This window comes from Neopararhizobium haloflavum (assembly GCF_002750855.1).
Classification (GTDB): Bacteria; Pseudomonadota; Alphaproteobacteria; order Rhizobiales; family Rhizobiaceae; genus Georhizobium; species Georhizobium haloflavum.
Genome location: NZ_NWUC01000008.1, coordinates 137,069 through 159,527 on the forward strand (window position 1 = coordinate 137,069; position 22,459 = coordinate 159,527).

A 22,459-nucleotide genomic window follows, 5' to 3' on the forward strand; every position below is an offset into this window, starting at 1 on the left:
CGGGAAGGATGTGCCGGCCGGCGCGTCAGGCGCGCCGGCCGGTCGGGAGGATCGGCCTGTTACTCGACGGCTGCGATCTGCTCGATATAGGTCGTATAGGCGGGGAAGTCCTCGTTGATCTGCGCGAGAACCGCTTCGCGGAACGCTTCGATGTCGAGACCGTCTTCCTCGGTGATGACCGTCATGCCGGCATCCTCGACTTCCTTGACGAGTTCAGCTTCCGAATCCGTTGCCCATTGCAGCGATTCATCGGCCTTGGCGTCGAGGATTTCCGTCACGGTGTTGCGTGTCTCCTCGTCAAGAGCCTGCCAGGCATCCTCATTGACGAAGACGGCGAGGACGGACTGCATGTGGCCGGTCATCGCGACGTGCGACTGCACCTCGTAGAGCTTGTTGGAGGTGATCATGGTCAGCGGGTTTTCCTGGCCGACGACGAGGCCGGTCATCAGGGCGGTCGGCAGTTCGGCGACCTCGACGGGCGTCGGCGTCGCGCCGAAGCCGGTCACCATCGAGATCCACAGATCGAGCGGCACGGCCCGGAACGGCTTGCCGGCGAGATCTTCGGGCGACTTCACTTCGAAATTCGAAGAGATGTGGCGGGCGCCGCGATAGATGCGTCCGATGATGCGCACGCCACCCTCGGCCACGAGCTGCTCGTTGAGTTCCTGCAGCGCCGGCGAGGTTTCCGGATCGGTCGCGGCAACCGCATGCGCGCCGTCGCGATAGATGAAGGGCGCATTGAAGACCGCGATTTCCGGAACGATGCGCTCGAGCGAGGCGAAGTCGTGGTGGCCCATGGAGATCGACCCCATGCGTACGCCGTCGACCATTTCCGCGACGCCGCCGAGCTGGCTGGCCGGGAACACCTGGATCGTCAGCGCGCCGTCGGTCGCCGCGGCGACTTCTTCGGCGACTTCCGCCGCGTAGCGCGTCTGGATGTCGCCTTCCGCGCCGACGTGAGCATAGCGCAGTTCCTCAGCGCTGGCCGATGCCGTCGCAAGGCCGGCAATGAGCGTTGCGGCGGTGAGGCCGCGGGTCAGTCTGTTCAGCATGATTTCCTCCATCCCTTTATCGTTGTGAGGCTATTTCAAGTCGTCCGATCACCTGTCCTGCGGGTGTAGGTGGCGATCAGGTTTTGCCGACGGATCTCGTCGCCAATCGCAAAATGCTCGCGCAGCCGCGCCTCGGCCGCATCGGGATCGCGCTCCATGATCGACAGGAAGACCTGGCGGTGCGATTCCACGAGGTCGTCGATGATGGCCGGCACCTCCACCGTGTCGCGGCGGCGCTCGACATGGCTGCGCATCAGAAGGTCGGAGATGGAGCGGTAGACCGTCATCAGTGACGGGCTGTGGCTGCACGCGACCAGCGTGTTGTGAAATTCGAAGTCGGACAGGCCTCCGCGATCGGGGTCGTGCAGCGTCTCGGTCAGCGCCTTCAGCTTCTCGCCGAGGCGCTTCAGGTCATTGCTGTGCGCGCGCTGGCAGGCCAGGCGGATGGCCTGGCACTCGATCGCGATGCGCATGTTGACGACGTCGTCCAGCACGTTGCCTTCCTGGGCGAGCGCGAAGGTGAAGAAATCACCCAGCACGTCGAGGTCGGGGGCGCTGACGAAGGTGCCACGCCCGTGCTGGATGTCGAGGAAGCCGAGCATGGCGAGCGAGCGCAGGACTTCGCGCAGGAGCGGCCGGCCGACGCCGAGCTGCAGGCTGAGCTCGCGTTCGCCGAGGAGCCGGTCGCCGGGTTTCAGCGCGCCGGACAGCAGTTGCTCGCGGAAGAACGCGAAGACGCGCTCCGACCCGCCAGCCGTGCCCGCTTCCAGTTCCGTCTTGATGCCGGCGTCCGACATGGCTCCTCCCACCGTGGTAAGACCAGTTAGGTCACACCAAGACGCAGAGTCAAGACCACTTGCGGCACTCACAGCGCTGACAGGAGAAAATTGGTAAGACCAGTTGCAGCGACTGCTCAGATCGCCGGTGCCGCGATCGCCGCGGAGGCGCCGCCGTCGATCGTCAGCGTTTCGCCGTTCATGAACCCGTTCGCATCAGAAACGAGGAACATCACCGCATCGGCGATCTCGTCCGCGCGCGCCACGCGGCCGCCGAGCGTGCCGCGCGTCCACAGGCCCCGTGCTGCCGAGGCCTCGCCTTCCTGCATGCCGGCGGTGACCGGGCCTGGGGCGACGGCATTGACCAGAATGTTGTGGCTGCCAAGTTCCACGGCCATGGCGCGGGTCAGGGAAAGGATCGCACCCTTGGACGCGGCATAGGCCGAACGGCCGGGGCTGGTGCGCAAGCCGTGCACGGACGCGATGTTGACGATGCGCCCGCCGCCACTGGCGATCATCTGCCGGGCGCCGGCCTGAAGAGCGCGGAACGCGCCGAGCACGTTGACGGCGAAGACGGCATCGAGATCTCTTGCGGAAAGCTCGACGAAAGCGCCGCGCCGGATGATGCCGGCGGCGTTGACGAGGACGTCGAGGCGCTTTTCCTCGCCGACGCTTTCGAAGGCCGTCTCGATGCTGGTGGCGCAGGCGAGGTCGCACGGCACGAACCGCGCGTCGGCGTCGGCAAGGGCGCCGATCAGCCCGGCGGCGACATCGGTGTTGTCCGGGTGGTCGAGGAGAAGCACCCGATCGCCACGGGCGCAAAGCCGGTCGACGATCACCCGACCCAGACCGCCGCACGCGCCGATGACCACGCTGACGCGCATGCCGCACCCTCCCGTTCAAATCGTAATATATTTTGGTTGATCACTATAGGCCCGGCCTTATAGTGACAAGCGGGAACGGGAGGGTTCATGCGGGTGGAGGAAGCGGCGGCCGGCCAGCCGGTCGTCAAGCGGATCGTCGATCGTTTGAGAAGCGAGATCTCGCTGGGCCAGTGGCGGCCGAGCGAGCGGCTGGGCATCGAGGAGATGCGCGCGCGCTTCGGTGTCAGCGCGATTTCCATGCGCGAGGCGCTCTCGGTGCTGACCGGCGAAGGTTATGTCACCGCCCTGCCCCAGCGCGGCTTTTTCGTCAGCGCCTATTCACGCGAAACGCTCCGCGACATGACGCGGGTGCGCGGCGAGCTGGAATGCGTCGGCCTGCGATGGTCGATGCAGAACGCAACGGTCGACTGGCGCGCGCTGGTCGTCGGCGCTCATCACGGCCTGCGCGAGCTCGAACTTCTGGTGGCACGCGACGGCAAACGCCACGCGGTGCAGTGGGACCAGCGCAACCGCGACTATCACATGTCCTTGTGCGAGGCCTGCGGCTCGCCGGCGCTTCTGGCGCAGATCGCCAGCCTCTACGACCTTACGCGCCGCTACCGGCTGGCTGCGCTCGACGCCATTGCGATTCCCGGCGACGCCTCGTTCCGCGAGCACGAGGAAATCCTTCATCTCGTGCTCGACGACAAGGCCGCCGAGGCCGAGGCGGCGCTGCGCGCGCACATCATCAACGCAACCAACGAACTGGGCAAATGATCAGGGAGACCTTCATGAGAAAAACCATCGCAACGATGCTCGCCGCCACGGCGGCGCTTGCTCTTGCCGCCGGCACGGCCGGAGCCGAGACCCGCGTGACCTACAAGTCGGCCGCCGCCGGCACGGCCTACTACCAGATGGGCGTCGAGCTCTCCGAGGCGATCAAGGCCGGCACCGAAGGCGAGGTCATCCTGACGCTGGAGGAAAGCCAGGGCTCGGTGCAGAACGTCATGGAAACGGCGGCGCGCACGGGCAACTACGTCTTCACCACGCCGCCCGGCCTCGTGACGCAGGCGCTTTCCGGCGAAGGCCCCTTCGCTGAGCGCAACAGCCCGAACTTTCAGGAGATCCGCGGACTTTTCCCGATCCCGGCGATCACCATGCAGATCGTCGTGGCAGGTGAAGAAGGCGTCATCTCGCTCGACGATCTGGGGGGCAAGACCCTGCTGATCGGCCGCGGCAGCTTCGGCGCGCGCGAAGCCGAGCGCTACATGGAACTCTTCGATCTTGCCGACAAGATCGAAGTGGCCGACGCCGAGATCGGTGCCGGGCCGGATGCGCTGAAGAACGGGCAGATCGACGGCTTCGTCACGGCCGGTTCCTTTCCTTCGCCGAACGTCATTGAGACGGCGGCAAGCCTGCCGGTCAGCCTCGTATCGATGACCGAGGAGCAGATCGCCGAGACGGGCGCGGCGCACCAGACCATCCCCGGCGGCACCTATTCGGGCATCGACGAGGACGTGGAGACGACATCCCTGCCGGTGATCGCCTATACGACGTCGCAGATGGACGAAGAAACCGCCTACACGATCACCAAGACATTCTGGGACCGGCGCGAGGCGCTGGCGGAGACCTCGCCCTGGTGGGGCGGCATCACCGAAAGCATGGTCGCCAACATCGCCGGTGAAATCCATCCCGGCGCGTTGCGCTACTATGAGGAAGCCGGTATCGACGTGCCGCAATAACGAACGGACGGGGCGTGGGACGCTCCGGCGGGAAAGGCACGGGCCGCTTGAGCGGCCCGTTGCGCATTTGAGGGAGGAAACACGATGACGGGCGCGATGAAGACCGCGGCCTCCGACGGGCTTGCAGCGCCTGTCGGCCACAGGGCCGACAAGCGTGCGCATCCGGTCTGGATCGTGCTCGGCGCGCTCTCCGTCGCTTTCCATCTTGGACTGATCTTCTACGGGCTGGCGCCGGCGCTGGTCAGCCGGCCGATCCACATGGCGCTGGCCATGCCATGGATCCTCGTCTTTTCCGCGCGTGGACAAGCCGAGCGGCTGAGCGGAATGGCGCTGACAGCCCTTGGCGTCGCGGCGTGCGGCTATATCGCCCTCAACGAGGCGGCCATTGGCAGCCAGTACGGCTTCGTCGAAGGCAACTTCCAGATGCTGCTCGGCGTCTTCCTTGTGCTTCTGGCGCTGGAAATGGCGCGCCGGGCGATCGGCTGGCCGCTGCCGATCGTCGCCGCCTGTGCGCTCGCCTATGGCGTCTTCGGCCAGTACATTCCCGGCGAGTTCGGCCATCCCGGCCTGCCGATGGCGAGCTTCATGGGCACTCTGACGCTGGCGGAGGGCGGTCTTTGGGGGTCGCTGACGGGCGTCGGCGTCACCGTCGTGTCGATCTTCGTCATCTTTGGCGCGGTGCTCAACGCCGGTGAGGCGGGCAGCGGCTTCATGAACATCGCCAGTGCTTCGGCCGGGCGCCTGACGGGCGGTGCGGCCAAGGTGTCGGTGATTTCCTCGGCGCTGTTTGGCTCGATCTCCGGCTCGGCCTCGGCCAACGTCGCCTCGACCGGCGCGATCACCATGCCGACCATGGTGCGCCTCGGCTACCCGCGAAAGCTTGCCGGCGCCGTGGAAGCGGTGGCCTCGTCCGGCGGACAGATCATGCCGCCGCTGATGGGCGCGGGCGCCTTCGTCATGGTGGAACTGACCGGCACGCCCTATCCCGCCATCATGGCCGCGGCGATCCTGCCGGCGCTTCTCTATTTCCTCACCGTCTGGGTCGGCATCAACGCCTATGCGACGCGGTTCGACCTGCGCCCGCTGGAGCAAAGCCAGCAACCCTCGCGCCGGGATGTCGTCGTCACGTCGATGTTCTTCCTCATCCCCTTCGCGATTCTGATGGAGCGCATGTTCCATGCCGGAAACACGCCGCAATATGCCGCTTCGATCGCGATTTTCGCCGGTGCGCTGCTGCTGTTCTTCAACGTGCGGCTGGAATTCTCCGTCGCCGGCTTCACAACGCGCATGGCCGACGCGCTGGTGACGGCGGGACGGCAGATCGCGCTGATTGCATCGATCATCATCTGCGCCTCGATCGTCATCGGCGTGCTCGCCATGACCGGGCTCGGCGTCAAGATCACGTCGATGATCCTGTCGGTCGCCGGCGACCAGCTCTGGCCGGCGCTGCTCTTGACGGCGCTCGCCTGCCTGGTGCTCGGCATGGAGGTGCCGACGACGGCGGCCTACGTGATCTGCGTTTCGGTCGCCGGGCCGGCCCTGACGGCGCTGGGGCTCGAACCGCTGCTGGCGCATCTCTTCGTTTTCTGGTTCGCGCTTCTGTCGACCATCACGCCGCCGGTGTGCGGGGCGGTCTTCATCGCGGCCGGGATGATCGGCGAGAACTGGTTGAAGGTCGCCTTCACGGCGATGGCGCTCGGTGTCGGGCTCTACATCATCCCGCTCGCGATGATCGCCAACCCGGACCTGATCGGCTTCGGCGGGGCGCCCGGCATGGCGCTTCTGACGGCGCTGAAACTGGCGCTCGGCCTGACGGCGGTTTCCTACGGGGTCATCGCGCGCAAGGCATGGTATTGGCGCGCCGGCCTGACGATCACCGGGCTGGCCGTGATCTTCGTGGTCTGACGAAGTATTGCCAAATGGCAGCATACTTCCTATATTCGGCCATATAGGAGACCATGTCATGCCTGCTCTTCTGCGCGTCGACAACCCGGCCGATCCGTTCATTCCCTCGCCGATATCCGAGCCCGAAGCGGCGGCGATGTTTCGCGCCGTCGTCAATCTCCTTCGGCGCTGGGCGGTGACGGACGATGAGGCGGCGATCCTGCTCGATCTGCCGGTCAGGACCTATCGGCGCTGGAAGGCGGACGGACCGGGTCGGATCGACAGGGACGGCAAGGCGCGGCTATCCAACCTGATGGGCATTCACAAGGCGCTGAGGATCATCTTTTCCGAACCGCAGCGCGGCTATGACTGGGTGCGCAAGGACAACGATGCGTTCGGCGGTCGTCCGGCGCTCGAGGTGATGCTTGGCGGCGAGCTGACCGATCTCATGCGGGTGCGCCGCTATCTCGACGCGGAGCGCGGCGGCTGGTGATCGTGCCGGATGCGGTCGGCGCCGCCGATGTCGACTGGCCTTCAGCGCGGCGCATCATACGCAGCGTGCATCCTCCCATCGATCTCTTCGAGGATATCGCCGATCCGGCCGACTGGCCGCTCTTGATCTCAGCCGAGCAGAAGACCAATCCGCGCCTGATGGAAACGATCGGGACGCTCGATCTCGTGCCGCCCGAACGCCGCGTCGGCGGGCCGGGGGCAAGCTATCTGATGGCTCCCTTCACCCATGTCAGCCGCGACCGCCCGAGCCGCTTTTCCGACGGTTCCTACGGTGTGCTTTATGTCGGCGATCGGTTCGAGGTCGCGCTGTTCGAAACGATCCATCACCACGGCAGGTTCATGGCGGCAACGCGCGAACCGCCGGGCTGGACCTCGCAATTTCGCGAGATCATCATGAAGGTGTCTGGCCGCCTGCATGATCTGCGGCCTCATGCGGAAGATGCGGTCTTCCATCCGGACGATTATGCCAACGCCCAGGTGCTCGGCGCACAACTGCGCCGAGGCGGCGCGCAAGGCGTCGTCTATCGCAGCGTGCGTTTCGAAGGCGGAGACTGCGCCGGCCTTTTCTACCCCGACCTGGCTGCCGATGCGGCGCAGGGCCGCCACCTCGATTATCACTGGAACGGAAGCGCCGTCGATTTCTGCCGTGACCGCGACAATGGCGCGATCTTCCAGATCGTCTGATCCAGGACCCTTTCACGCCTGCACAGACGTGGCCGTTCAGGTGGCGCGGTAGTCGCGCTCGGCGATCGGCAGCGCCTCGATGCGCTGATGCAGCAGATCGAGCATCGCGCGCTCGGCCCTGTTGTGGTGAGTCTTGGGGTTGTGCACGACATAGATGTCGATCGCCGGCAAATTGTCATAGGGCGGCAGGGGCCAGAGCAGCCCGGCATCGACGTCGCGCCTTGCAACATGAACAGGCAGCGGCCCGATGCCGAGACCGGCGACGATCATGCGGCGCACTTCTTCCAGATTGGACGAGACCCCGACCACCTTCTCGCCAAGCTCTGCCTCGGCCCGCAGGAGCGTCACGGCCCGCAGCGCGTCTGTCAGCTGGTCGGTCTGGAAGGAGACCGACGTTTCGCCGCGCAGGTCCGACAGGGCAATGTCCTTGCGCCCGAACAGCCGGTGCTCCGGTCCACAGAAGAAGCCGAAATATTCGCGAAAGAGCCGCGCGTAGGAAAGGCGCGCGTCGCGCTGATGGACGAGGCAGATGGCGAAGCTCGCCTGGCGCTGCAGCACCGCGGTGCCGGCATCGCGGCTCGTCATGACGTCGATCGACATCGTTGCCTGACGGTGCAGCCGATGAAAATCGGAGAGCACGCCATCAAGCAGCGGCGAGACGACATGGCTGGCAAGCGCCAGCGTGACATGCCCGCTGACCTCCTCGTCCATGTCGCGGATCAACGTGGAAAGACGCGAAATCGTGCCGAAGATCTCCACGGCCTCGGCGTGGAGCATACGGCCGGCAGGGGTGACCTCGAAGCGTCCGCCGCCGCGCGCCACGAGCCGCTTTTCCAGCCGGTCCTCAAGGCGCCGCAGCGCATTGGAAACCGTCGGCTGCTTAAGGCGCAGCCGGTTGGCGGCGGCGGTGATGCCGTTCTCCTCGACGATGACCAGAAACGTGCGGATGAGGTTCCAGTCGAGGTCATAGGGCAATCGCGACAAACGATCGGCCACCGGGCGGGCAGCGGCGCGGCGGGCGACGGTGTGCCCATTCTCTGAATCTATCTTTTTCATTGTCATTATCTATTTGAAGAATGCCGCCGGCTTTCGCAATGTCCATTTCCGGCCCGCTTCCGCATCAAGGCAAACGAGATAACGCGAAGGGCCTCCAGAATCGGGAAAAGGACCACTCAAGATGATGAAGCAAATGGCACTGGCGGCAGCCGGTCTTGCGGTCTCGGCGCTGGCGCTCGGTGCGCCGGCAATGGCTGACGATCTCGCCGCCGTCAAGGAAGCAGGCGAATTGCGCATTGCATCGAGCGGGGCCTACCCGCCCTTCTCGCTGGTCAACGACCAGAACGAGGTCGTCGGCTTCGACGTCTCCATCGGCAAGGCGATCGCCGAGCGGATGGGTGTCGAGCCGGTTGTCACCACGACGGCCTGGGACGGCATCATCGCCGGGCTGCTCGCCAACAAATACGACACGATCATCGGATCGATGTCGATCACGCCGGAGCGCGAGAAGGCGGTCGATTTCGTCGGGCCTTACTACCATGCCGGCCGTGCGATCTTCGTCACCGAGGATTCCGACGTTGAGACGCTGGAAGACCTTCAGGACGCCACGATCGGCGTCACGCTGGGCGAAACCCACGAAAAGTGGGCGCGTGAACAGAGCGACATGGGCTGGGATCTGCGGACCTACAAGGGCCTGCCGGAACTTCTGCTCGAACTGGAGAACGGCCGGATCGAGGCGATGGTCATCGATTCCATTCCGGGCCGCGTGGCGATCACCAAGGAGGGGCGCCCGATCCGCGAACTGGAACTGCCCGATCTCGAAGGCGGCAGCGTCGAAGTCGGTATCGCCATCCGCAAGGACAATCCGGAACTGAAAGCCGCGATGCAGGAAGCGCTGGATGCCATCATGGAAGACGGCACCTACGAAGACATCGCGATGGAGTGGGTCGGCGCCGACATTCGCTGATCTGAGGCAACCCGCCGTCCGGTCATCTCCTGCCGGGCGGCGGCTCTTTTCCTGCTCCGTACTATCGAGAAAACAATGAATCCCATCTACGGAAAGCTGACCTGGGAAGAGGTCCGCGACGCCGACAAGGACCGCGTCGTCATCCTGCCGGTCTCGGCGACGGAAGACCACGGGCCGCACATGGCGCTCGACACCGACACCGTGCTCGGCACCTCGGTCGCCGAGGGGGTGGCCAAGGCGGCGCCGGACGAGGTCTTCGTGATGCCGACCATCCCCTACGGCTTCAACGAGCACCACAAGGATTTTCCAGGCGTCATCTGGATACAGCCGGAAACGCTGATCGCCTTCGTCACCGACGTGACAAAGTCGCTCGCCCATCACGGCTTTCGCCGCATCCTCTTGCTGAACAGCCACGGTTCCAACCATGCAGTGCTGGATCTTGCGGCGCGCAAGACGGTGATCGAGACCGAGATCATCTGCGTTTCGGCGTCCTACTGGAACCTGATGTCGGACCGGATCAACGAGATGCGCAAATCGCCGACGGGCGGCATCGCCCATGCCTGCGAATTCGAGGCGGCGATGTACATGCATCTCGACCCCGACCACATCTACCCGGAGAAGGCCGCGAGCCAGATCATCCACGATCCGGAAAGCCGATATTTCAACCTCGATCTGGCTGCCGGCGGCAGCCGCGCCATGCTGATGCGCTGGTGGTCGGCCCAGTCGCCGGACGGCACCATGGGCGATCCGACCGTCGCCGATGCGCAAACCGGCAAGCGCTTCTACGAGGCGGCGGTGGAGGAAACGCTCGGCCTTGTACGCGAGATGCGCAAGCTGCCGATCCTCAAGCGCGTCGACCACCACTGAGCCCGGCATGGATTTCGCGCTGATCGCCAAAGTCTGGACGTTCTTCGCCGCAGCGGCATGGGTGACGCTCCAGATATCCGCGCTGGCGATCTGCCTTGGCCTGTGCCTCGGCTTTGCGGCAGCACTCGCCAGCATTTCGCGAAACGTGTTGCTGCGGTTTCCGGCACGCGTCTATGTCAGCATCTTTCGCGGCACGCCGGCGCTGATCCAGCTTTTCCTGCTCTACTACGGCGGACCGCAGATCGGCCTTCAGCTCGGACCGTTCGAAGCGGGGGTGATCGGGCTCGGCATCAACATCGGCGCTTACATGACCGAATCGATCCGCGGCGCGATCCTCGCCGTGGAGAAGGGCCAGATGGAAGCCGCGCGGTGTCTCGGTCTCGGCCACGTCCAGTCGATGCGCAACGTGATCCTGCCGCAGGCGTTGCGCCTGATGGTGCGCCCGCTCGGGGTCAACGCGGTGGCGCTGATCAAGGGCTCGGCGATCGTGTCGACCATCTCCGTGGTCGAACTGACCTACACCGCGCACCGCTACATCTCCTCGACCTACAAGCCGTTCGAGATGTTCATCCTGGCGTCGCTCTTCTACCTCGTCATCGTTTCCGTCGTTTCCTTCGCGGTGAACAGGATCGATGAACGCGTGGCGCTGGAGAGCTGACGGTGGGTCTCGATTTCTCCATTCTCGCCGGCTACGAAGGCGTGCTCGTCCAGGGCGCGATATGGACGGTCGGACTGACCGTCGCGTCCATCGTGCTCAGCCTCGTCATCGGCACGCTGATGGCCGTCTTCCGGCTCAGCGGCATGAGGATCGTGCGCTGGCCGGTGTCCTTCGTGATCTGGCTCTTCATGGGCACGCCGCTGCTGCTGCAGCTTTATCTCATCTATTTCGGGCTGGTGCAGATCGGCCTCGATCTCAACGCGTTCACCGCCGGCGTCATCGCGCTCAGCCTGCATTTCGCGGTCTATGACGCAGACATCATCCGCGCCGGCATCGTGGCGGTCGACAAGGGCCAGTACGAGGCGGCGCGCAGCCTCGGCCTCTCGCACGCCCAGGCGATGCGCAAGTCGATCGTGCCGCAGGCGCTCTACAATGTCGCCCCCGCGCTCGGCAACATGATGATCGCGCTGTTGAAGGAGAGTTCGCTGGTCTCCGTCATCGGCGTCATGGAACTGACGCTGTCGGCGCAACGCGCGATCAGCGACACCTTCCGCCCGTTCGAATTCTACCTCGCTGCGGCGGTGATCTACTATGTCCTCAACCTGGTTCTCGAGCAGGCGGTCAAGGCCGTCGAACGACGCTCGGCCAAGTACCGTTAGGCAGACGATGAGCAACGACCCCATCATCCGCATCAAGGATCTGCACAAGAGCTTCGGTCCGGTCGAAGTGCTCAAGGGCATCGACATGGATGTCGCGCCCGGTCAGATCGTCGCGCTGATCGGCCCGAGCGGCTCGGGCAAATCGACACTGCTGCGCACGATCAACCAATTGGAGGACGTCACCTCTGGCGAGATCTTTTTCGATGGCGCGCTGGTCAACAGGGACCTGCCGCACCGCCAGCGCGAAAAGCACCTGAACCGGCTGCGCCAGGACATCGGCATGGTGTTCCAGCACTTCAACCTTTTCCCGCACCTCACCGCCATCGAGAACGTGACGATGGCACCGGTGCTGCTCGGCCGGCAGACGAAGACGCAGGCGCTGGCCGAGGCGCGCGCGCTTCTCGAGAAGGTCGGCCTCTCGGACCGGGCCGACTACTATCCTTCGCGCCTGTCGGGTGGCCAGAAGCAACGTGTCGCGATCGCCCGCGCGCTCGCCATGAACCCGAAGGCGATGCTGTTCGACGAGGTGACTTCGGCGCTCGATCCCGAACTCGTCGGCGAGGTCAACAAGGTCATGAAGCAGCTCGCTCAGGAGCACATGACCATGATCATCGTGACGCACGAACTGCGCTTCGCCTCCGATGTCGCCGACCATGTCGTCTTCATGGCGGACGGGGTCGTGGTCGAGGAAGGTCCGCCTGACGCGCTCTTTCGCGCACCACAGCACGAACGCACCAAAGCCTTCCTCCAGCAGGTCTTCGAGGGTTGAGAATGAACGCCGCCGCCCCCGCCCCATCCAATCTCTTCTACCAGACGCGCCAGCGTCGGCCGCTGATCAGCGAGGCGCGCGGGGTCTATATCTGGGACGTCGACGGCAAGCGCTATCTCGACGGATCGAGCGGCGCGATGGTTGCCAATATCGGACACGGCAACGAGCGCGTTCTCGAAGCGATGCGCCAGCAGATGGCGAAGGCGACCTTCGGCTATCGCCTGCATTTCGAGAACGAACCGGCCGAGCGGCTGGCGCGCCTGACGGCCGAGAGGATGCCGAAAGGGCTCAACAAGGTGTTCTTCGTGTCCGGCGGGTCCGAGGCGGTGGAAAGCGCGATCAAGCTCGCGCGCCAATGGGCGGTCGCGACGGATCAGGCAACGCGCTGGAAGGTGATCTCGCGCACGCCGTCCTATCATGGCGGCACGCTCGGTGCGCTGGCGTTGACCGGCATGCACACCATGACCGACCCGTTTGCGCCGATGATGCGCGAGATGCCCAAGGTGCCGGCGCCGCGCGCCTATCTCGACCGCGACAACCTCGATGACGAGGCGCGCGGGCTGAAATATGCCGACATGCTGCGCGAGCGGATCATCGAGGAAGGGCCGGAAAGCGTCCTTGCGTTCATCATGGAACCGATCGGCGGGGCATCGACAGGCGCGCTCGTGGCGCCGGACAGCTATCATGCCCGCATCCGGGAAATCTGCGACGAGTTCGGGATTCTCCTGATTCTCGACGAGGTGATGACCGGTGCCGGACGCACCGGCCGGTTCATGGCGGCCGAGCACTGGAACCTCAAGGCCGACATCGTCACCATGTCGAAGGGTTTTGCATCGGGATACGTGCCGCTCGGCGCGATGGTCGCCGACGAGACCATCGTCGAGCCTGTTCTGGAAGCCGGCGGCTTCATCCATGGCTACACCTATGCCGGCAACCCGCTGGCATGTGCCGCCGGGCTCGCCGTTCTGCAGGAGATCGAGCGCGAGGACCTCGTCACACGGGCCGAGCGCATGGGGAGCGAACTGAAGCTGCAGCTCGAAGGGCTGATGGATCGCTTCCCCTTCATCGGCGACGTGCGCGGCAAGGGGCTTCTGCTCGCCTTCGAACTGGTCTGCGACCGCAAGACGATGCGGCCACTGGCGAAGGAGATCGACGCGCACGTCCACCTGGTCGAGGAAGCCTACAAGCGCGGACTGATCATCTATTCGCGCCGCACCCACGGCACCAGCGGCGACCATTTCATGGTCTGTCCGCCACTGATCGTCGACGAGAGCCATATCGTCGAGATCATCGAGACGTTGGAGGAAAGCCTGACGGCGCTCGCCCACCGCTTCGATCTTCCGCTCGTTGCGGGGTGAGCGACATGGCGGAGAAGGTCATCCTCACCTGCGCGCTCACCGGCTCCATCCACACGCCGACCATGAGCCCGCATCTGCCGGTGACGGCCGACGAGATCACCGAGCACGCCCTCGCCGCGCACGAGGCGGGGGCCACCATCCTGCATCTGCACGCCCGCGACCCCGCGACCGGGAAGCCGAGCGCCAGGACGGAAGATTTCATGGGCTTCCTGCCGCGCATCAAGCAGGGCTGCGACGCCATCCTCAACATTTCGACCGGCGGGTCCTCCCAGATGACGCTGGACGAGCGGCTGGCGGCGGCGCGGGCCGCCGAGCCGGAAATGTGCTCGCTCAACATGGGGTCGATGAATTTCGGCATCTTTCCGCTCGCCGAGCGCTACAGGCACTGGAAGCATGACTGGGAAAAGCCGTTCCTCGAGGCGACGAAGGACGTGGTCTTCAAGAATTCCTTCGGCGATATCGAGACCATCCTTTCCGATCTCGGCGAAGGCTGCGGTACGCGCTTCGAATTCGAATGCTATGATGTCGGCCATATCCAGACGCTGGCCTGGTTCCTGAAACGCGGACACGTCAAGCCGCCGGTCTTTCTTCAGTTCGTCATGGGCGTTTTCGGTGGAATCGATGCCAGCGCGGAGAGCCTGATGGCCATGAAGGCGACCGCCGACCGGCTGCTCGGCAACGACTATCGGTTCTCGGTGCTGGCCGCCGGGCGGCGCCAGATGCCGCTTGGCACCATGGGCGCGGTGATCGGCGGCAATGTGCGTGTCGGCCTGGAGGACAGTCTCTTCGACGGCAACAGCCGGGCGCTTGCCGAGAGCAACGCCGACCAGGTGCGCCGCATGCGGCGGATCCTGGAAGAGCTCGGCTTCGAGATCGCGTCGTCTGAGGAGGCGCGCCACATGCTGCACCTCAAGGGAGGCGATCGTGTCGCGTTCTGAGGTGACGATCCGGCTGGCCGGGCCGGCGGATGCGGCCATCGTCCACCGGCTCGTCGGCGAACTGGCAGAGGCGCAGGGCACGCCTGAGGACAATCGCTCGACGCTCGAGGATTTCATCCGCGCCATGCGTGCCGAACGGCCGATCTTCGAAGCGCTGATCGCCGAGGCGAAGCGCGAGCCGTCAGGGCTCTGCCTGTTCTTTCCCTATTTCTCGACATGGCGCGGCAAGCCGGGTCTATACGTCCAGGACCTTTATGTGGCCGCCGGCCTGAGGGGCAGCGGGCTTGGCCGGCGCCTGCTGCAGGAAGCCGCCGCCCACGGCAAGGCGCAATTCGGCGCCAGCTTCATGCGGCTGTCGGTTCTCAATGGCAACGATGCCGTCGGGTTCTACGACCGGCTGGGATTTGCTATCGCGGATGGCGACACGGTGCACGATCTGAGCGGGGCGGCCTTCGAGCGCCTTGCGGTGAAAACGGAGATTTCATGAAATTTGTCCATGCCGACCGGCAGAAGCAGCACGATCCAGTCATGTTTCTCTCCTCCGGTGCGCAGAAACCGAACCCGGAGGTGCCGGAACGGCTCGATCGGCTGATCGGCGGGGCGAAGGCCGCCGGGCTGGAGCGGATCGATGCCAGCGATCACGGGCTCGGCCCGATTGCCGCGGTCCACACGCCCGAATACATCGCTTTCCTGCAGAACATCTACACCCGCTGGCAGCGCATGCCGGACGCCTCTGCCGAGGTGATCCCCAACATCCATCCCGACCGTCGCGACTTCCCCTACCCGGCCTCCGCCGTCGGCCAGGCCGGATATCACATGGCCGACACCGCCTGCCCGATCTCCGAGCACACCTTCGAATCGGCCTATTGGAGCGCGCAAAGCGCGATCGGCGCGGCCCGGCTGGTGCGCGATGGCGGCGAGCGGGCCGCCTACGGGCTGTCGCGCCCGCCCGGCCACCACGCGTTTTCCGATCTCGCCGGGGGGTTCTGCTTCTTCAACAATTCGGCAATCGCGGCACAGGAATTTCGCAAGAGCGCCGACCGCGTTGCCATACTCGATGTCGACCTGCATCACGGCAACGGCACGCAGGGCATCTTCTACCAGCGCGCCGACGTGATGACGGTTTCGATCCATGCGGACCCGGTGCGCTTCTATCCCTTCTTCTGGGGCCATGCGGCCGAACGCGGCGAAGGTCCGGGCCTCGGCTACAATCTGAATTTGCCGCTTGAGCGCGGCTCGAAGGACGATGTCTTTCTCGAAGCGCTGGAAGCGGGTTTGAAGCGTATCCGCGCCTATGCGCCCGACGCCGTGGTCCTCGCGCTCGGTCTCGACGCCTTCGAAGGCGACCCGTTCGGCGGGCTCGGCGTCACGACGGAGGGCTTCGCCCGCATCGGCGCGGCCTGCGCCGGCTTGAACGTGCCGATGGCCATCATCCAGGAGGGGGGCTATCTTTGCGACGCGCTGGGCGACAACCTGACGGCCTTTCTCAACGGCTTTGGTGAGGCCGCGGCCGCCTGACTGAGACAAAGCGGTGCAAGAAAAAAGGATGCGTGCGCCGCGCGATGTCGGGAGGCGTGCTCCTCCTTCGTCCTTTGGCCATCGGGCCGCTCTGCGGCCGAGCCAAGGGAAAGGATCAGGACAATGCCAAGCACCGTCACGTTTCACCGGATCATCGCCACGCGACCGGAAAAGGTCTTCCGCGCCTTTGTCGAGGCCGACGCCATCGCCAGCTGGCTTCCGCCGTTCGGCTTCGTCTGCACCGTCCACGAACTCGAGGCCAAAGTCGGCGGCCGGCACCGGATGTCGTTCCGCAATTTCACGACCGGCAAGAGCCATTCCTTCGGCGGCGAATACGTCGAATTCGTTCCCGGCGAGCGGCTCGTCTATACCGACCGTTTCGACGATGCCAACCTGCCCGGCGAAATGACGGTGACCGTCACCATGAAGCCGGTCTCGACGGGCACGGAACTGAGGATCGAGCAGCGCGGAATACCCGACCTCATCCCGGCCGAGGCGTGCTATCTCGGTTGGCAGGAATCGCTGCGCAAGCTTGCCAAACTGGTCGAGCCGGACATCGGCGAATAGCATCGGGCGCGGCCCGCAGTAAGTAAGCGAGACGAAAGGACAAACGACATGACCATCAGACGAATCGAACCCGGAAAGCGCATGAGCCAGGCGGTCGTTCATGGCGACACGGTCTATCTGGCTGGTCAGGTGGGCGCGCCGGGCGAGAGCGTGACGAAGCAGAGCGAAGCGATCCTCCAGTCCGTGGAGCGGCTGCTTGCCGAGGCCGGGTCGGACAAATCGAAGATATTGCAGACGACGATCTGGCTCGCCGACATGGCCGATTTCGCCGAGATGAATGCGGTCTGGGACGCCTGGGTGGATCCGGGCAACCCGCCGGCAAGAGCCTGCGGCGAGGCCAGGCTCGCCACACCCGACTACCGCGTGGAAATGATCGTCATCGCCGCACGCTGAGGCGGGTCCGCGTCATGGCTGGATTTCCGCGGAGAACGCCTCTACCGTTCGGGCAGATGTGCCAGATGGGAGAGCGCGACCGATGCCGGACGTCCAGCCGCTTCAGCTTCATGTCCCCGAGCCCGAGGTGCGCCCTGGCGACCAGCCGGATTTTTCCAACGTCAAGATCCCGCAGGCCGGCTCCGTCGAACGGCCGCCCGTCGACGTCGATCCGAAGGAAATCCGCGATCTCGCCTATTCGATCATCCGCGTCCTGAACCGCAAGGGTGAGGCGGTCGGCTCATGGGCCGGCAGCCTCAGCGACGAGGCGCTGCGCGACGGGCTGAAGGACATGATGACGCTGCGCGCCTTCGATGCGCGCATGCAGACGGCACAGCGCCAGGGCAAGACGTCGTTCTACATGCAGCACATGGGCGAGGAGGCCGTCTCCTGCGCTTTTCGCAAGGCCATGGAACCGGGCGACATGAACTTTCCGACCTATCGCCAGGCCGGCCTGCTGATCGCCGGCGGGTACCCGATGGTCGAGATGATGAACCAGATCTATTCCAACGAGGCCGACCCGCTGAAGGGCCGGCAGTTGCCGATCATGTACTCCTCCAAGGAGCATGGTTTCTTCTCCATTTCGGGCAATCTCGGAACGCAGTTCATCCAGGCTGTCGGCTGGGCCATGGCCTCGGCGATCAAGAACGACACGAAGATCGCGGCCGGCTGGATCGGTGACGGATCGACCGCCGAGAGCGACTTCCACGCGGCCCTCGTCTTCGCCTCGACCTACCGGGCCCCCGTCGTCCTCAACATCGTCAACAACCAGTGGGCGATCTCGACCTTCCAGGGGATCGCGCGCGGCGGCTCGGGAACCTTTGCCGCGAGAGGGCTCGGTTTCGGCATTCCCTCGTTGCGCGTCGACGGCAACGACTATCTTGCGGTCCACGCCGTCGCCAAATGGGCGGCGGAACGCGCGCGGCGCAACCTCGGTCCGACGCTGATCGAATACGTGACCTACCGGGTCGGCGCGCACTCGACTTCGGACGATCCCTCCGCCTACCGGGCCAAGACGGAGTCCGATGCCTGGCCGCTCGGCGATCCGGTGATCCGGTTGAAGAACCATCTGATCGTCAAGGGCCTTTGGAGCGACGATCGCCACAAACAGGCCGAGGCCGAAGTGCTCGACGGCGTCATCCAGGCGCAGAAGGAAGCCGAAAAGCACGGCACGCTGCATTCGGGCGGAAAGCCGTCCACCCGCGACATGTTCGAGGGCGTCTACGAGACCATGCCGCCGCATCTGAGGCGCCAGCGCCAGGAAGCGGGTGTGTGATGGTGCGATCAAGATGCGGCACGATCGTGCCGCTTACCGGCCCCCTCACGAGCGATCTCCAAGGAGCTGGTCTTCGCCCGGGCCGAGGAAATCGCGTCCTTTCCCGCAAGGGGCGAGGTGCGACCATCACTGGAGACCGCCCATGCCGCGCATGACGATGATCGAGGCGATCCGCTCGGCGATGGACGTCTCCATGGGGCGCGACGACGACGTGGTCGTTTTCGGCGAGGACGTCGGGTATTTCGGCGGCGTTTTCCGCTGCACGGCGGGGCTGCAGCAGAAATACGGCAAGACGCGCTGTTTCGATGCGCCGATCTCCGAACTCGGTATCGTCGGCGCGGCGATCGGCATGGCGGCCTATGGCCTCAAGCCCTGCGTGGAAGTGCAGTTCGCCGACTACGTCTACCCGGCCTACGACCAGATCGTTTCCGAGGCCGCACGGATCCGCTACCGCTCCAATGGCGGCTTCACCTGTCCGATTGTGGTGCGCATGCCGACCGGCGGCGGCATCTTCGGCGGGCAGACGCACAGTCAGAGCCCGGAAGCGCTGTTCACCCACGTTTCCGGACTCAAGGTCGTCGTGCCGTCCAATCCGCATGATGCGAAAGGGCTCCTGATCGCGGCGATCGAGGACCCCGACCCGGTGATCTTCCTGGAGCCGAAGCGGCTCTACAACGGGCCCTTCGACGGCCATCACGACAAGCCGGTGACGCCTTGGTCGAAGCATCCGCTCGGCGAGGTGCCGGACGGTCACTACACCGTGCCGCTCGGCAAGGCCGAATTGCGCCGCGAGGGGTCGGCTCTGACCGTGCTGGCCTACGGCACGATGACCTTCGTCGCCGAGGCCGCGGCGGCCGATACAGGCATCGACGCGGAGATCATCGACCTGAAGACCCTTCTACCGCTCGATCTCGACACCATCACCGCCTCGGTGAAGAAGACCGGCCGATGCGTCGTCGTGCATGAGGCGACGCTCACCTCGGGCTTCGGCGCCGAGCTCGCCGCGCTGGTGCAGAAACACTGCTTCTATTCGCTGGAAGCGCCGATCACCCGCGTCACCGGCTGGGACACGCCCTACCCGCACGCGCAGGAATGGGACTATTTCCCCGGACCGGCCCGCGTCGGCCGGGCCCTGCGCGAAACGATGGAGGCTTAAGGCGATGAGCGAGCACGTCATCAAGCTTCCCGATGTGGGAGAAGGCGTCGCCGAGGCCGAACTCGTCGAATGGCACGTCAAGGTTGGCGACGTGGTGCGCGAAGACGATGTCGTCGCCGCCGTGATGACCGACAAGGCGACGGTGGAGATTCCCTCGCCGGTTGACGGCGAGATCGCATGGCTCGGCGCCGAGGTCGGCGATGTAGTGGCCGTCGGCTCGCCGATCGTCAGGATCAGGACCGGCGAGGCGCCATCGGCGGACGCGCCCATGGATGACGGCGCTGAAAAGGCGCCGGCGGCCGATGGCATGAGCGCGCAGGGTGAGGACCTCCCGCCACCGCCGGAGGAAGAGGCGCCCGATTCGGCCGACGCGAAGTCGGCAGAGAAAAGGCCCGCGGAGGGCAAGCCGCAACCGCATAGTCCTTCCACGCCGCCGCGCGGCAATCGGGGGACGTCGGCGGGCGGAATACCGCGGCCGACGGGCGAAAAGCCGCTCGCCTCGCCGGCCGTGCGCCTGCGCGCCCGTGACGCCGGGATCGATCTGCGCCAGGTTCCGGGCAGCGGTCCGGCGGGCCGCATCACTCATGACGACCTCGACCAGTTCATCTCCCGCGGCCCGCAGGCGGGCGCGGCACCCGGCCTTGCCCGGCGGACCGACATCGAAGAGGTGAAGCTTGTCGGGATGCGCCGGCGCATCGCCGAGAAGATGGCAACGGCCAAGCGACACATTCCGCACATCACCTATGTCGAGGAAATCGACATGAGCGCGCTGGAGGATCTGCGCGCGGCGCTGAACAAGTCGCGCCCGGCCGACAGCGTGAAGCTGACCCTCCTGCCCTTCCTGATGCGCGCGATGGTCAGGGCGATCGACGACCAGCCGCAGTTCAATGCGACGTTCGACGACGAGGCCGGCATCGTTTCCCGCCATGGCGGCGTCCATATCGGCATCGCGGCGCAGACCCCGGCAGGCCTCGTGGTGCCCGTCGCGAAGCATTGCGAGGCGCGCGATCTGTGGGACTGCGCGGGCGAGTTGAACCGTCTGTCCGAGGCGGCCAAGGCAGGCACGGCCTCGCGCGAGGACCTCAGCGGCTCGACCATCACCATCACCTCGCTCGGCGCGCTGGGCGGCATCGTCACGACGCCCGTCATCAACCATCCGGAAGTCGCCATCATCGGCGTCAACAAGATGCAGATGCGCCCGCACTGGGACGGCACCGATTTCGCGCCGCGGCGCATGATGAACCTGTCCTGCAGCTTCGACCACCGCATCATCGACGGCTATGACGCCGCCGTCTTCGTGCAGCGGATCAAGGCGCTTCTGGAGACGCCTGCGATGATCTTCGTGGAGGATCGATAGGATGAAGGAAATCGCCTGCAAGCTGCTTGTCATCGGTTCCGGTCCCGGTGGCTATGTCTGCGCCATCCGCGCCGGCCAGCTCGGCCTCGATACGGTCATCGTCGAGGCGAAGAAGCCGGGCGGAACCTGTCTCAATGTCGGCTGCATCCCATCCAAGGCGATGATCCACGCGGCCGAGGAATTCGCGCGCGTCAAGGCGATGGCCGCCGGCGACAGCCCGCTCGGCATCGCCCTTCAGGGCCCTGCGATCGATCTGGCGAAGACGATCGCCTGGAAGGATCGCATCGTCGGCCGGCTGACGACGGGCGTTTCCGGCCTCCTGAAGAAGGCCGGCGTCAAGACCGTGCAGGGCTGGGCGCGCTTTCGCGACGGCAAGACGGTGGAGGTGAAGACCGAGACCGGCATGCAGATCATCCGCGCCGAAACGATCGTCATCGCCACCGGGTCGGAATCGGTGGATCTGCCGGGCCTTGCGTTCGGCGGCGCGGTGATCTCTTCGACCGAGGCGCTGGCGCTGACGACGGTGCCGGAGCGTCTCGTGGTCGTCGGTGCCGGGTATATCGGGCTGGAGCTTGGCACGGCCTTCGCGAAGCTCGGGGCCAGGGTGACCGTCGTCGAGGCGACCGATCGCATCCTCCCGCTCTACGATGCGGAACTGACGCGGCCGGTTGCAAGGCGCCTCGAGGACCTCGGTGTCACCGTCATGCTGTCGGCAAAAGCGAAGGGCCTTTCGACAAGGGACAATGGCCTGACCGTCGAAACGCGGGACGGGCAGAGCGAAAAGATCGCCGCCGACAAGGTGCTCGTCACCGTCGGGCGCCGAGCGCTGACCGACGGCTGGGGCCTGGAGGAACTGGACCTCGACATGGACGGCCGGGCGCTCCGCATCGACGAGACCTGCAGAACGTCCATGCGCGGCGTCTATGCGATCGGCGACGTCACCGGCGAGCCGATGCTGGCGCACCGGGCGATGGCGCAGGGCGAGATGGTGGCGGAGATTGTCGCCGGCCATCGCCGGGCCTTCGACAAGCGCGTGATTCCGGCCGTCTGCTTCACCGACCCGGAAATCGTCACGGCGGGGCTGTCGCCGGACGAGGCGCGGCAGAACGGCCGCGAAATCAAGATCGGCCTTTTCCCTTTCCAGGCCAATGGGCGGGCGATGACGATGGAGGCGGAAAGCGGCTTCGTGCGCGTCGTGGCGCGCGCCGACAACCATCTGGTGCTCGGTATCCAGGCCGTCGGCCAGGGCGTCTCGGAGCTTTCGGCCGCTTTTGGCCTGGCGATCGAGATGGGCGCGCGGTTGGAGGATATCGCCGGAACGATCCACGCGCATCCGACGCAGGGCGAAGGTCTCCAGGAAGCAGCGCTGAAGGCGCTCGGCGCGGCGCTCCATATCTGAGGGCCATGCCGGAGCTTTCGCGCAACAG

General features: G+C 65.4%; 24 protein-coding genes. 20 read left to right on the top strand and 4 right to left on the bottom strand.

The window, feature by feature from the left end:
• Positions 1 to 59 precede the first annotated feature (59 nt).
• The 3 genes from CN673_RS17090 to CN673_RS17100 form a co-directional block, all read right to left on the bottom strand.
• Positions 60 to 1,052 (bottom strand): TRAP transporter substrate-binding protein, encoded by a 993-nt coding sequence (locus tag CN673_RS17090; RefSeq protein WP_099867687.1) that lies wholly within the window; start codon positions 1,050 to 1,052, stop codon positions 60 to 62.
• 35 nt (positions 1,053 to 1,087) lie between these two features.
• On the bottom strand, positions 1,088 to 1,849 hold the full coding sequence (locus CN673_RS17095) for a FadR/GntR family transcriptional regulator (protein WP_099867598.1): 762 nt from the start codon (positions 1,847 to 1,849) through the stop codon (positions 1,088 to 1,090).
• A 116-nt stretch (positions 1,850 to 1,965) separates the two neighbouring features.
• On the bottom strand, positions 1,966 to 2,712 hold the full coding sequence (locus CN673_RS17100) for an SDR family NAD(P)-dependent oxidoreductase (protein WP_099867599.1): 747 nt from the start codon (positions 2,710 to 2,712) through the stop codon (positions 1,966 to 1,968).
• 87 nt (positions 2,713 to 2,799) lie between these two features.
• Here CN673_RS17100 and CN673_RS17105 point away from each other — a divergent pair, with 87 nt between their 5' ends.
• The 5 genes from CN673_RS17105 (at position 2,800) to CN673_RS17125 (ending at position 7,514) form a co-directional block, all read left to right on the top strand.
• Entirely contained in the window at positions 2,800 to 3,468 is a 669-nt protein-coding gene (locus tag CN673_RS17105) for a GntR family transcriptional regulator (protein ID WP_099867600.1), read from the top strand.
• Between the two features lie 14 nt (positions 3,469 to 3,482).
• On the top strand, positions 3,483 to 4,433 hold the full coding sequence (locus CN673_RS17110; RefSeq protein WP_099867688.1) for a TAXI family TRAP transporter solute-binding subunit: 951 nt from the start codon (positions 3,483 to 3,485) through the stop codon (positions 4,431 to 4,433).
• An 84-nt stretch (positions 4,434 to 4,517) separates the two neighbouring features.
• Positions 4,518 to 6,338 (top strand): TRAP transporter permease, encoded by a 1,821-nt coding sequence (locus CN673_RS17115; protein WP_245409969.1) that lies wholly within the window; start codon positions 4,518 to 4,520, stop codon positions 6,336 to 6,338.
• A 58-nt stretch (positions 6,339 to 6,396) separates the two neighbouring features.
• Positions 6,397 to 6,810 (top strand): MbcA/ParS/Xre antitoxin family protein, encoded by a 414-nt coding sequence (locus CN673_RS17120; protein WP_099867601.1) that lies wholly within the window; start codon positions 6,397 to 6,399, stop codon positions 6,808 to 6,810.
• Entirely contained in the window at positions 6,804 to 7,514 is a 711-nt protein-coding gene (locus CN673_RS17125; protein WP_370853068.1) for an RES family NAD+ phosphorylase, read from the top strand. The genes CN673_RS17120 and CN673_RS17125 overlap by 7 nt, the downstream gene beginning before the upstream one ends.
• A 36-nt stretch (positions 7,515 to 7,550) precedes the next feature.
• On the opposite strand, the gene CN673_RS17130 is transcribed toward CN673_RS17125, so the two are convergent.
• Positions 7,551 to 8,570: a LysR family transcriptional regulator gene (locus CN673_RS17130; RefSeq protein ID WP_099867603.1), complete on the bottom strand. Its 1,020-nt coding sequence runs from the start codon at positions 8,568 to 8,570 to the stop codon at positions 7,551 to 7,553.
• Positions 8,571 to 8,694: 124 nt separating this feature from the next.
• On the opposite strand from CN673_RS17130, the gene CN673_RS17135 reads away from it, so the two are divergent.
• From CN673_RS17135 to lpdA, 15 genes are all read left to right on the top strand, one after another.
• A complete protein-coding gene (locus tag CN673_RS17135; protein ID WP_370853069.1) occupies positions 8,695 to 9,477 on the top strand; it encodes a transporter substrate-binding domain-containing protein in 783 nt (260 codons plus the stop codon).
• Between the two features lie 75 nt (positions 9,478 to 9,552).
• Complete coding sequence (locus CN673_RS17140; RefSeq protein WP_099867605.1) at positions 9,553 to 10,344, top strand: creatininase family protein; 792 nt, start codon at positions 9,553 to 9,555, stop codon at positions 10,342 to 10,344.
• A gap of 7 nt (positions 10,345 to 10,351) precedes the next feature.
• Positions 10,352 to 11,002, top strand: a complete 651-nt coding sequence (locus CN673_RS17145) for an amino acid ABC transporter permease (RefSeq protein WP_099867606.1) — start codon at positions 10,352 to 10,354, stop codon at positions 11,000 to 11,002.
• 2 nt (positions 11,003 to 11,004) lie between these two features.
• On the top strand, positions 11,005 to 11,661 hold the full coding sequence (locus CN673_RS17150; RefSeq protein ID WP_099867607.1) for an amino acid ABC transporter permease: 657 nt from the start codon (positions 11,005 to 11,007) through the stop codon (positions 11,659 to 11,661).
• A gap of 7 nt (positions 11,662 to 11,668) precedes the next feature.
• The gene (locus CN673_RS17155; protein ID WP_099867608.1) at positions 11,669 to 12,430 is read left to right on the top strand and encodes an amino acid ABC transporter ATP-binding protein; all 762 of its coding nucleotides are present in this window, start codon (positions 11,669 to 11,671) and stop codon (positions 12,428 to 12,430) included.
• Between the two features lie 2 nt (positions 12,431 to 12,432).
• Positions 12,433 to 13,788, top strand: a complete 1,356-nt coding sequence (locus CN673_RS17160; protein ID WP_099867609.1) for an aminotransferase family protein — start codon at positions 12,433 to 12,435, stop codon at positions 13,786 to 13,788.
• A 5-nt stretch (positions 13,789 to 13,793) separates the two neighbouring features.
• A complete protein-coding gene (gene kce / locus CN673_RS17165; protein WP_099867610.1) occupies positions 13,794 to 14,726 on the top strand; it encodes a 3,5-dioxohexanoate:acetyl-CoA acetone transferase in 933 nt (310 codons plus the stop codon).
• A complete protein-coding gene (locus tag CN673_RS17170; RefSeq protein WP_157928935.1) occupies positions 14,713 to 15,213 on the top strand; it encodes a GNAT family N-acetyltransferase in 501 nt (166 codons plus the stop codon). The genes kce and CN673_RS17170 overlap by 14 nt, the downstream gene beginning before the upstream one ends.
• Positions 15,210 to 16,244 carry a histone deacetylase family protein gene (locus tag CN673_RS17175; protein ID WP_099867612.1) on the top strand — a complete coding sequence of 345 codons (1,035 nt, stop codon included), beginning with the start codon at positions 15,210 to 15,212 and terminating at the stop codon, positions 16,242 to 16,244. Before CN673_RS17170 ends, CN673_RS17175 begins: the two co-directional genes overlap by 4 nt.
• A gap of 123 nt (positions 16,245 to 16,367) precedes the next feature.
• Entirely contained in the window at positions 16,368 to 16,811 is a 444-nt protein-coding gene (locus CN673_RS17180; RefSeq protein ID WP_099867613.1) for an SRPBCC family protein, read from the top strand.
• Positions 16,812 to 16,859: 48 nt separating this feature from the next.
• A complete protein-coding gene (locus CN673_RS17185; RefSeq protein WP_099867614.1) occupies positions 16,860 to 17,204 on the top strand; it encodes a RidA family protein in 345 nt (114 codons plus the stop codon).
• Positions 17,205 to 17,286: 82 nt separating this feature from the next.
• Positions 17,287 to 18,519, top strand: a complete 1,233-nt coding sequence (locus CN673_RS17190) for a 3-methyl-2-oxobutanoate dehydrogenase (2-methylpropanoyl-transferring) subunit alpha (protein ID WP_099867615.1) — start codon at positions 17,287 to 17,289, stop codon at positions 18,517 to 18,519.
• A gap of 142 nt (positions 18,520 to 18,661) precedes the next feature.
• Complete coding sequence (locus CN673_RS17195; RefSeq protein WP_099867616.1) at positions 18,662 to 19,675, top strand: alpha-ketoacid dehydrogenase subunit beta; 1,014 nt, start codon at positions 18,662 to 18,664, stop codon at positions 19,673 to 19,675.
• A gap of 4 nt (positions 19,676 to 19,679) precedes the next feature.
• Positions 19,680 to 21,032: a dihydrolipoamide acetyltransferase family protein gene (locus CN673_RS17200; RefSeq protein WP_099867617.1), complete on the top strand. Its 1,353-nt coding sequence runs from the start codon at positions 19,680 to 19,682 to the stop codon at positions 21,030 to 21,032.
• A 1-nt stretch (position 21,033) separates the two neighbouring features.
• The gene (gene lpdA, locus CN673_RS17205) at positions 21,034 to 22,431 is read left to right on the top strand and encodes a dihydrolipoyl dehydrogenase (protein WP_099867618.1); all 1,398 of its coding nucleotides are present in this window, start codon (positions 21,034 to 21,036) and stop codon (positions 22,429 to 22,431) included.
• Positions 22,432 to 22,459: the final 28 nt, after the last annotated feature.

Excerpts from the sequence above, each read along its gene's own strand:
- CN673_RS17090 (WP_099867687.1), bottom strand. The coding sequence starts at position 1,052 with ATGCTGAACAGACTGACCCGCGGCCTCACCGCCGCAACGCTCATTGCC.
- CN673_RS17095 (WP_099867598.1), bottom strand. The coding sequence starts at position 1,849 with ATGTCGGACGCCGGCATCAAGACGGAACTGGAAGCGGGCACGGCTGGC.
- CN673_RS17100 (WP_099867599.1), bottom strand. The coding sequence starts at position 2,712 with ATGCGCGTCAGCGTGGTCATCGGCGCGTGCGGCGGTCTGGGTCGGGTG.
- CN673_RS17105 (WP_099867600.1), top strand. The coding sequence starts at position 2,800 with ATGCGGGTGGAGGAAGCGGCGGCCGGCCAGCCGGTCGTCAAGCGGATC.
- CN673_RS17110 (WP_099867688.1), top strand. The coding sequence starts at position 3,483 with ATGAGAAAAACCATCGCAACGATGCTCGCCGCCACGGCGGCGCTTGCT.
- CN673_RS17115 (WP_245409969.1), top strand. The coding sequence starts at position 4,518 with ATGACGGGCGCGATGAAGACCGCGGCCTCCGACGGGCTTGCAGCGCCT.
- CN673_RS17120 (WP_099867601.1), top strand. The coding sequence starts at position 6,397 with ATGCCTGCTCTTCTGCGCGTCGACAACCCGGCCGATCCGTTCATTCCC.
- CN673_RS17130 (WP_099867603.1), bottom strand. The coding sequence starts at position 8,570 with ATGAAAAAGATAGATTCAGAGAATGGGCACACCGTCGCCCGCCGCGCC.
- CN673_RS17135 (WP_370853069.1), top strand. The coding sequence starts at position 8,695 with ATGAAGCAAATGGCACTGGCGGCAGCCGGTCTTGCGGTCTCGGCGCTG.
- CN673_RS17140 (WP_099867605.1), top strand. The coding sequence starts at position 9,553 with ATGAATCCCATCTACGGAAAGCTGACCTGGGAAGAGGTCCGCGACGCC.
- CN673_RS17145 (WP_099867606.1), top strand. The coding sequence starts at position 10,352 with ATGGATTTCGCGCTGATCGCCAAAGTCTGGACGTTCTTCGCCGCAGCG.
- CN673_RS17155 (WP_099867608.1), top strand. The coding sequence starts at position 11,669 with ATGAGCAACGACCCCATCATCCGCATCAAGGATCTGCACAAGAGCTTC.
- CN673_RS17160 (WP_099867609.1), top strand. The coding sequence starts at position 12,433 with ATGAACGCCGCCGCCCCCGCCCCATCCAATCTCTTCTACCAGACGCGC.
- kce (WP_099867610.1), top strand. The coding sequence starts at position 13,794 with ATGGCGGAGAAGGTCATCCTCACCTGCGCGCTCACCGGCTCCATCCAC.
- CN673_RS17175 (WP_099867612.1), top strand. The coding sequence starts at position 15,210 with ATGAAATTTGTCCATGCCGACCGGCAGAAGCAGCACGATCCAGTCATG.
- CN673_RS17180 (WP_099867613.1), top strand. The coding sequence starts at position 16,368 with ATGCCAAGCACCGTCACGTTTCACCGGATCATCGCCACGCGACCGGAA.
- CN673_RS17185 (WP_099867614.1), top strand. The coding sequence starts at position 16,860 with ATGACCATCAGACGAATCGAACCCGGAAAGCGCATGAGCCAGGCGGTC.
- CN673_RS17190 (WP_099867615.1), top strand. The coding sequence starts at position 17,287 with ATGCCGGACGTCCAGCCGCTTCAGCTTCATGTCCCCGAGCCCGAGGTG.
- CN673_RS17195 (WP_099867616.1), top strand. The coding sequence starts at position 18,662 with ATGCCGCGCATGACGATGATCGAGGCGATCCGCTCGGCGATGGACGTC.
- CN673_RS17200 (WP_099867617.1), top strand. The coding sequence starts at position 19,680 with ATGAGCGAGCACGTCATCAAGCTTCCCGATGTGGGAGAAGGCGTCGCC.
- lpdA (WP_099867618.1), top strand. The coding sequence starts at position 21,034 with ATGAAGGAAATCGCCTGCAAGCTGCTTGTCATCGGTTCCGGTCCCGGT.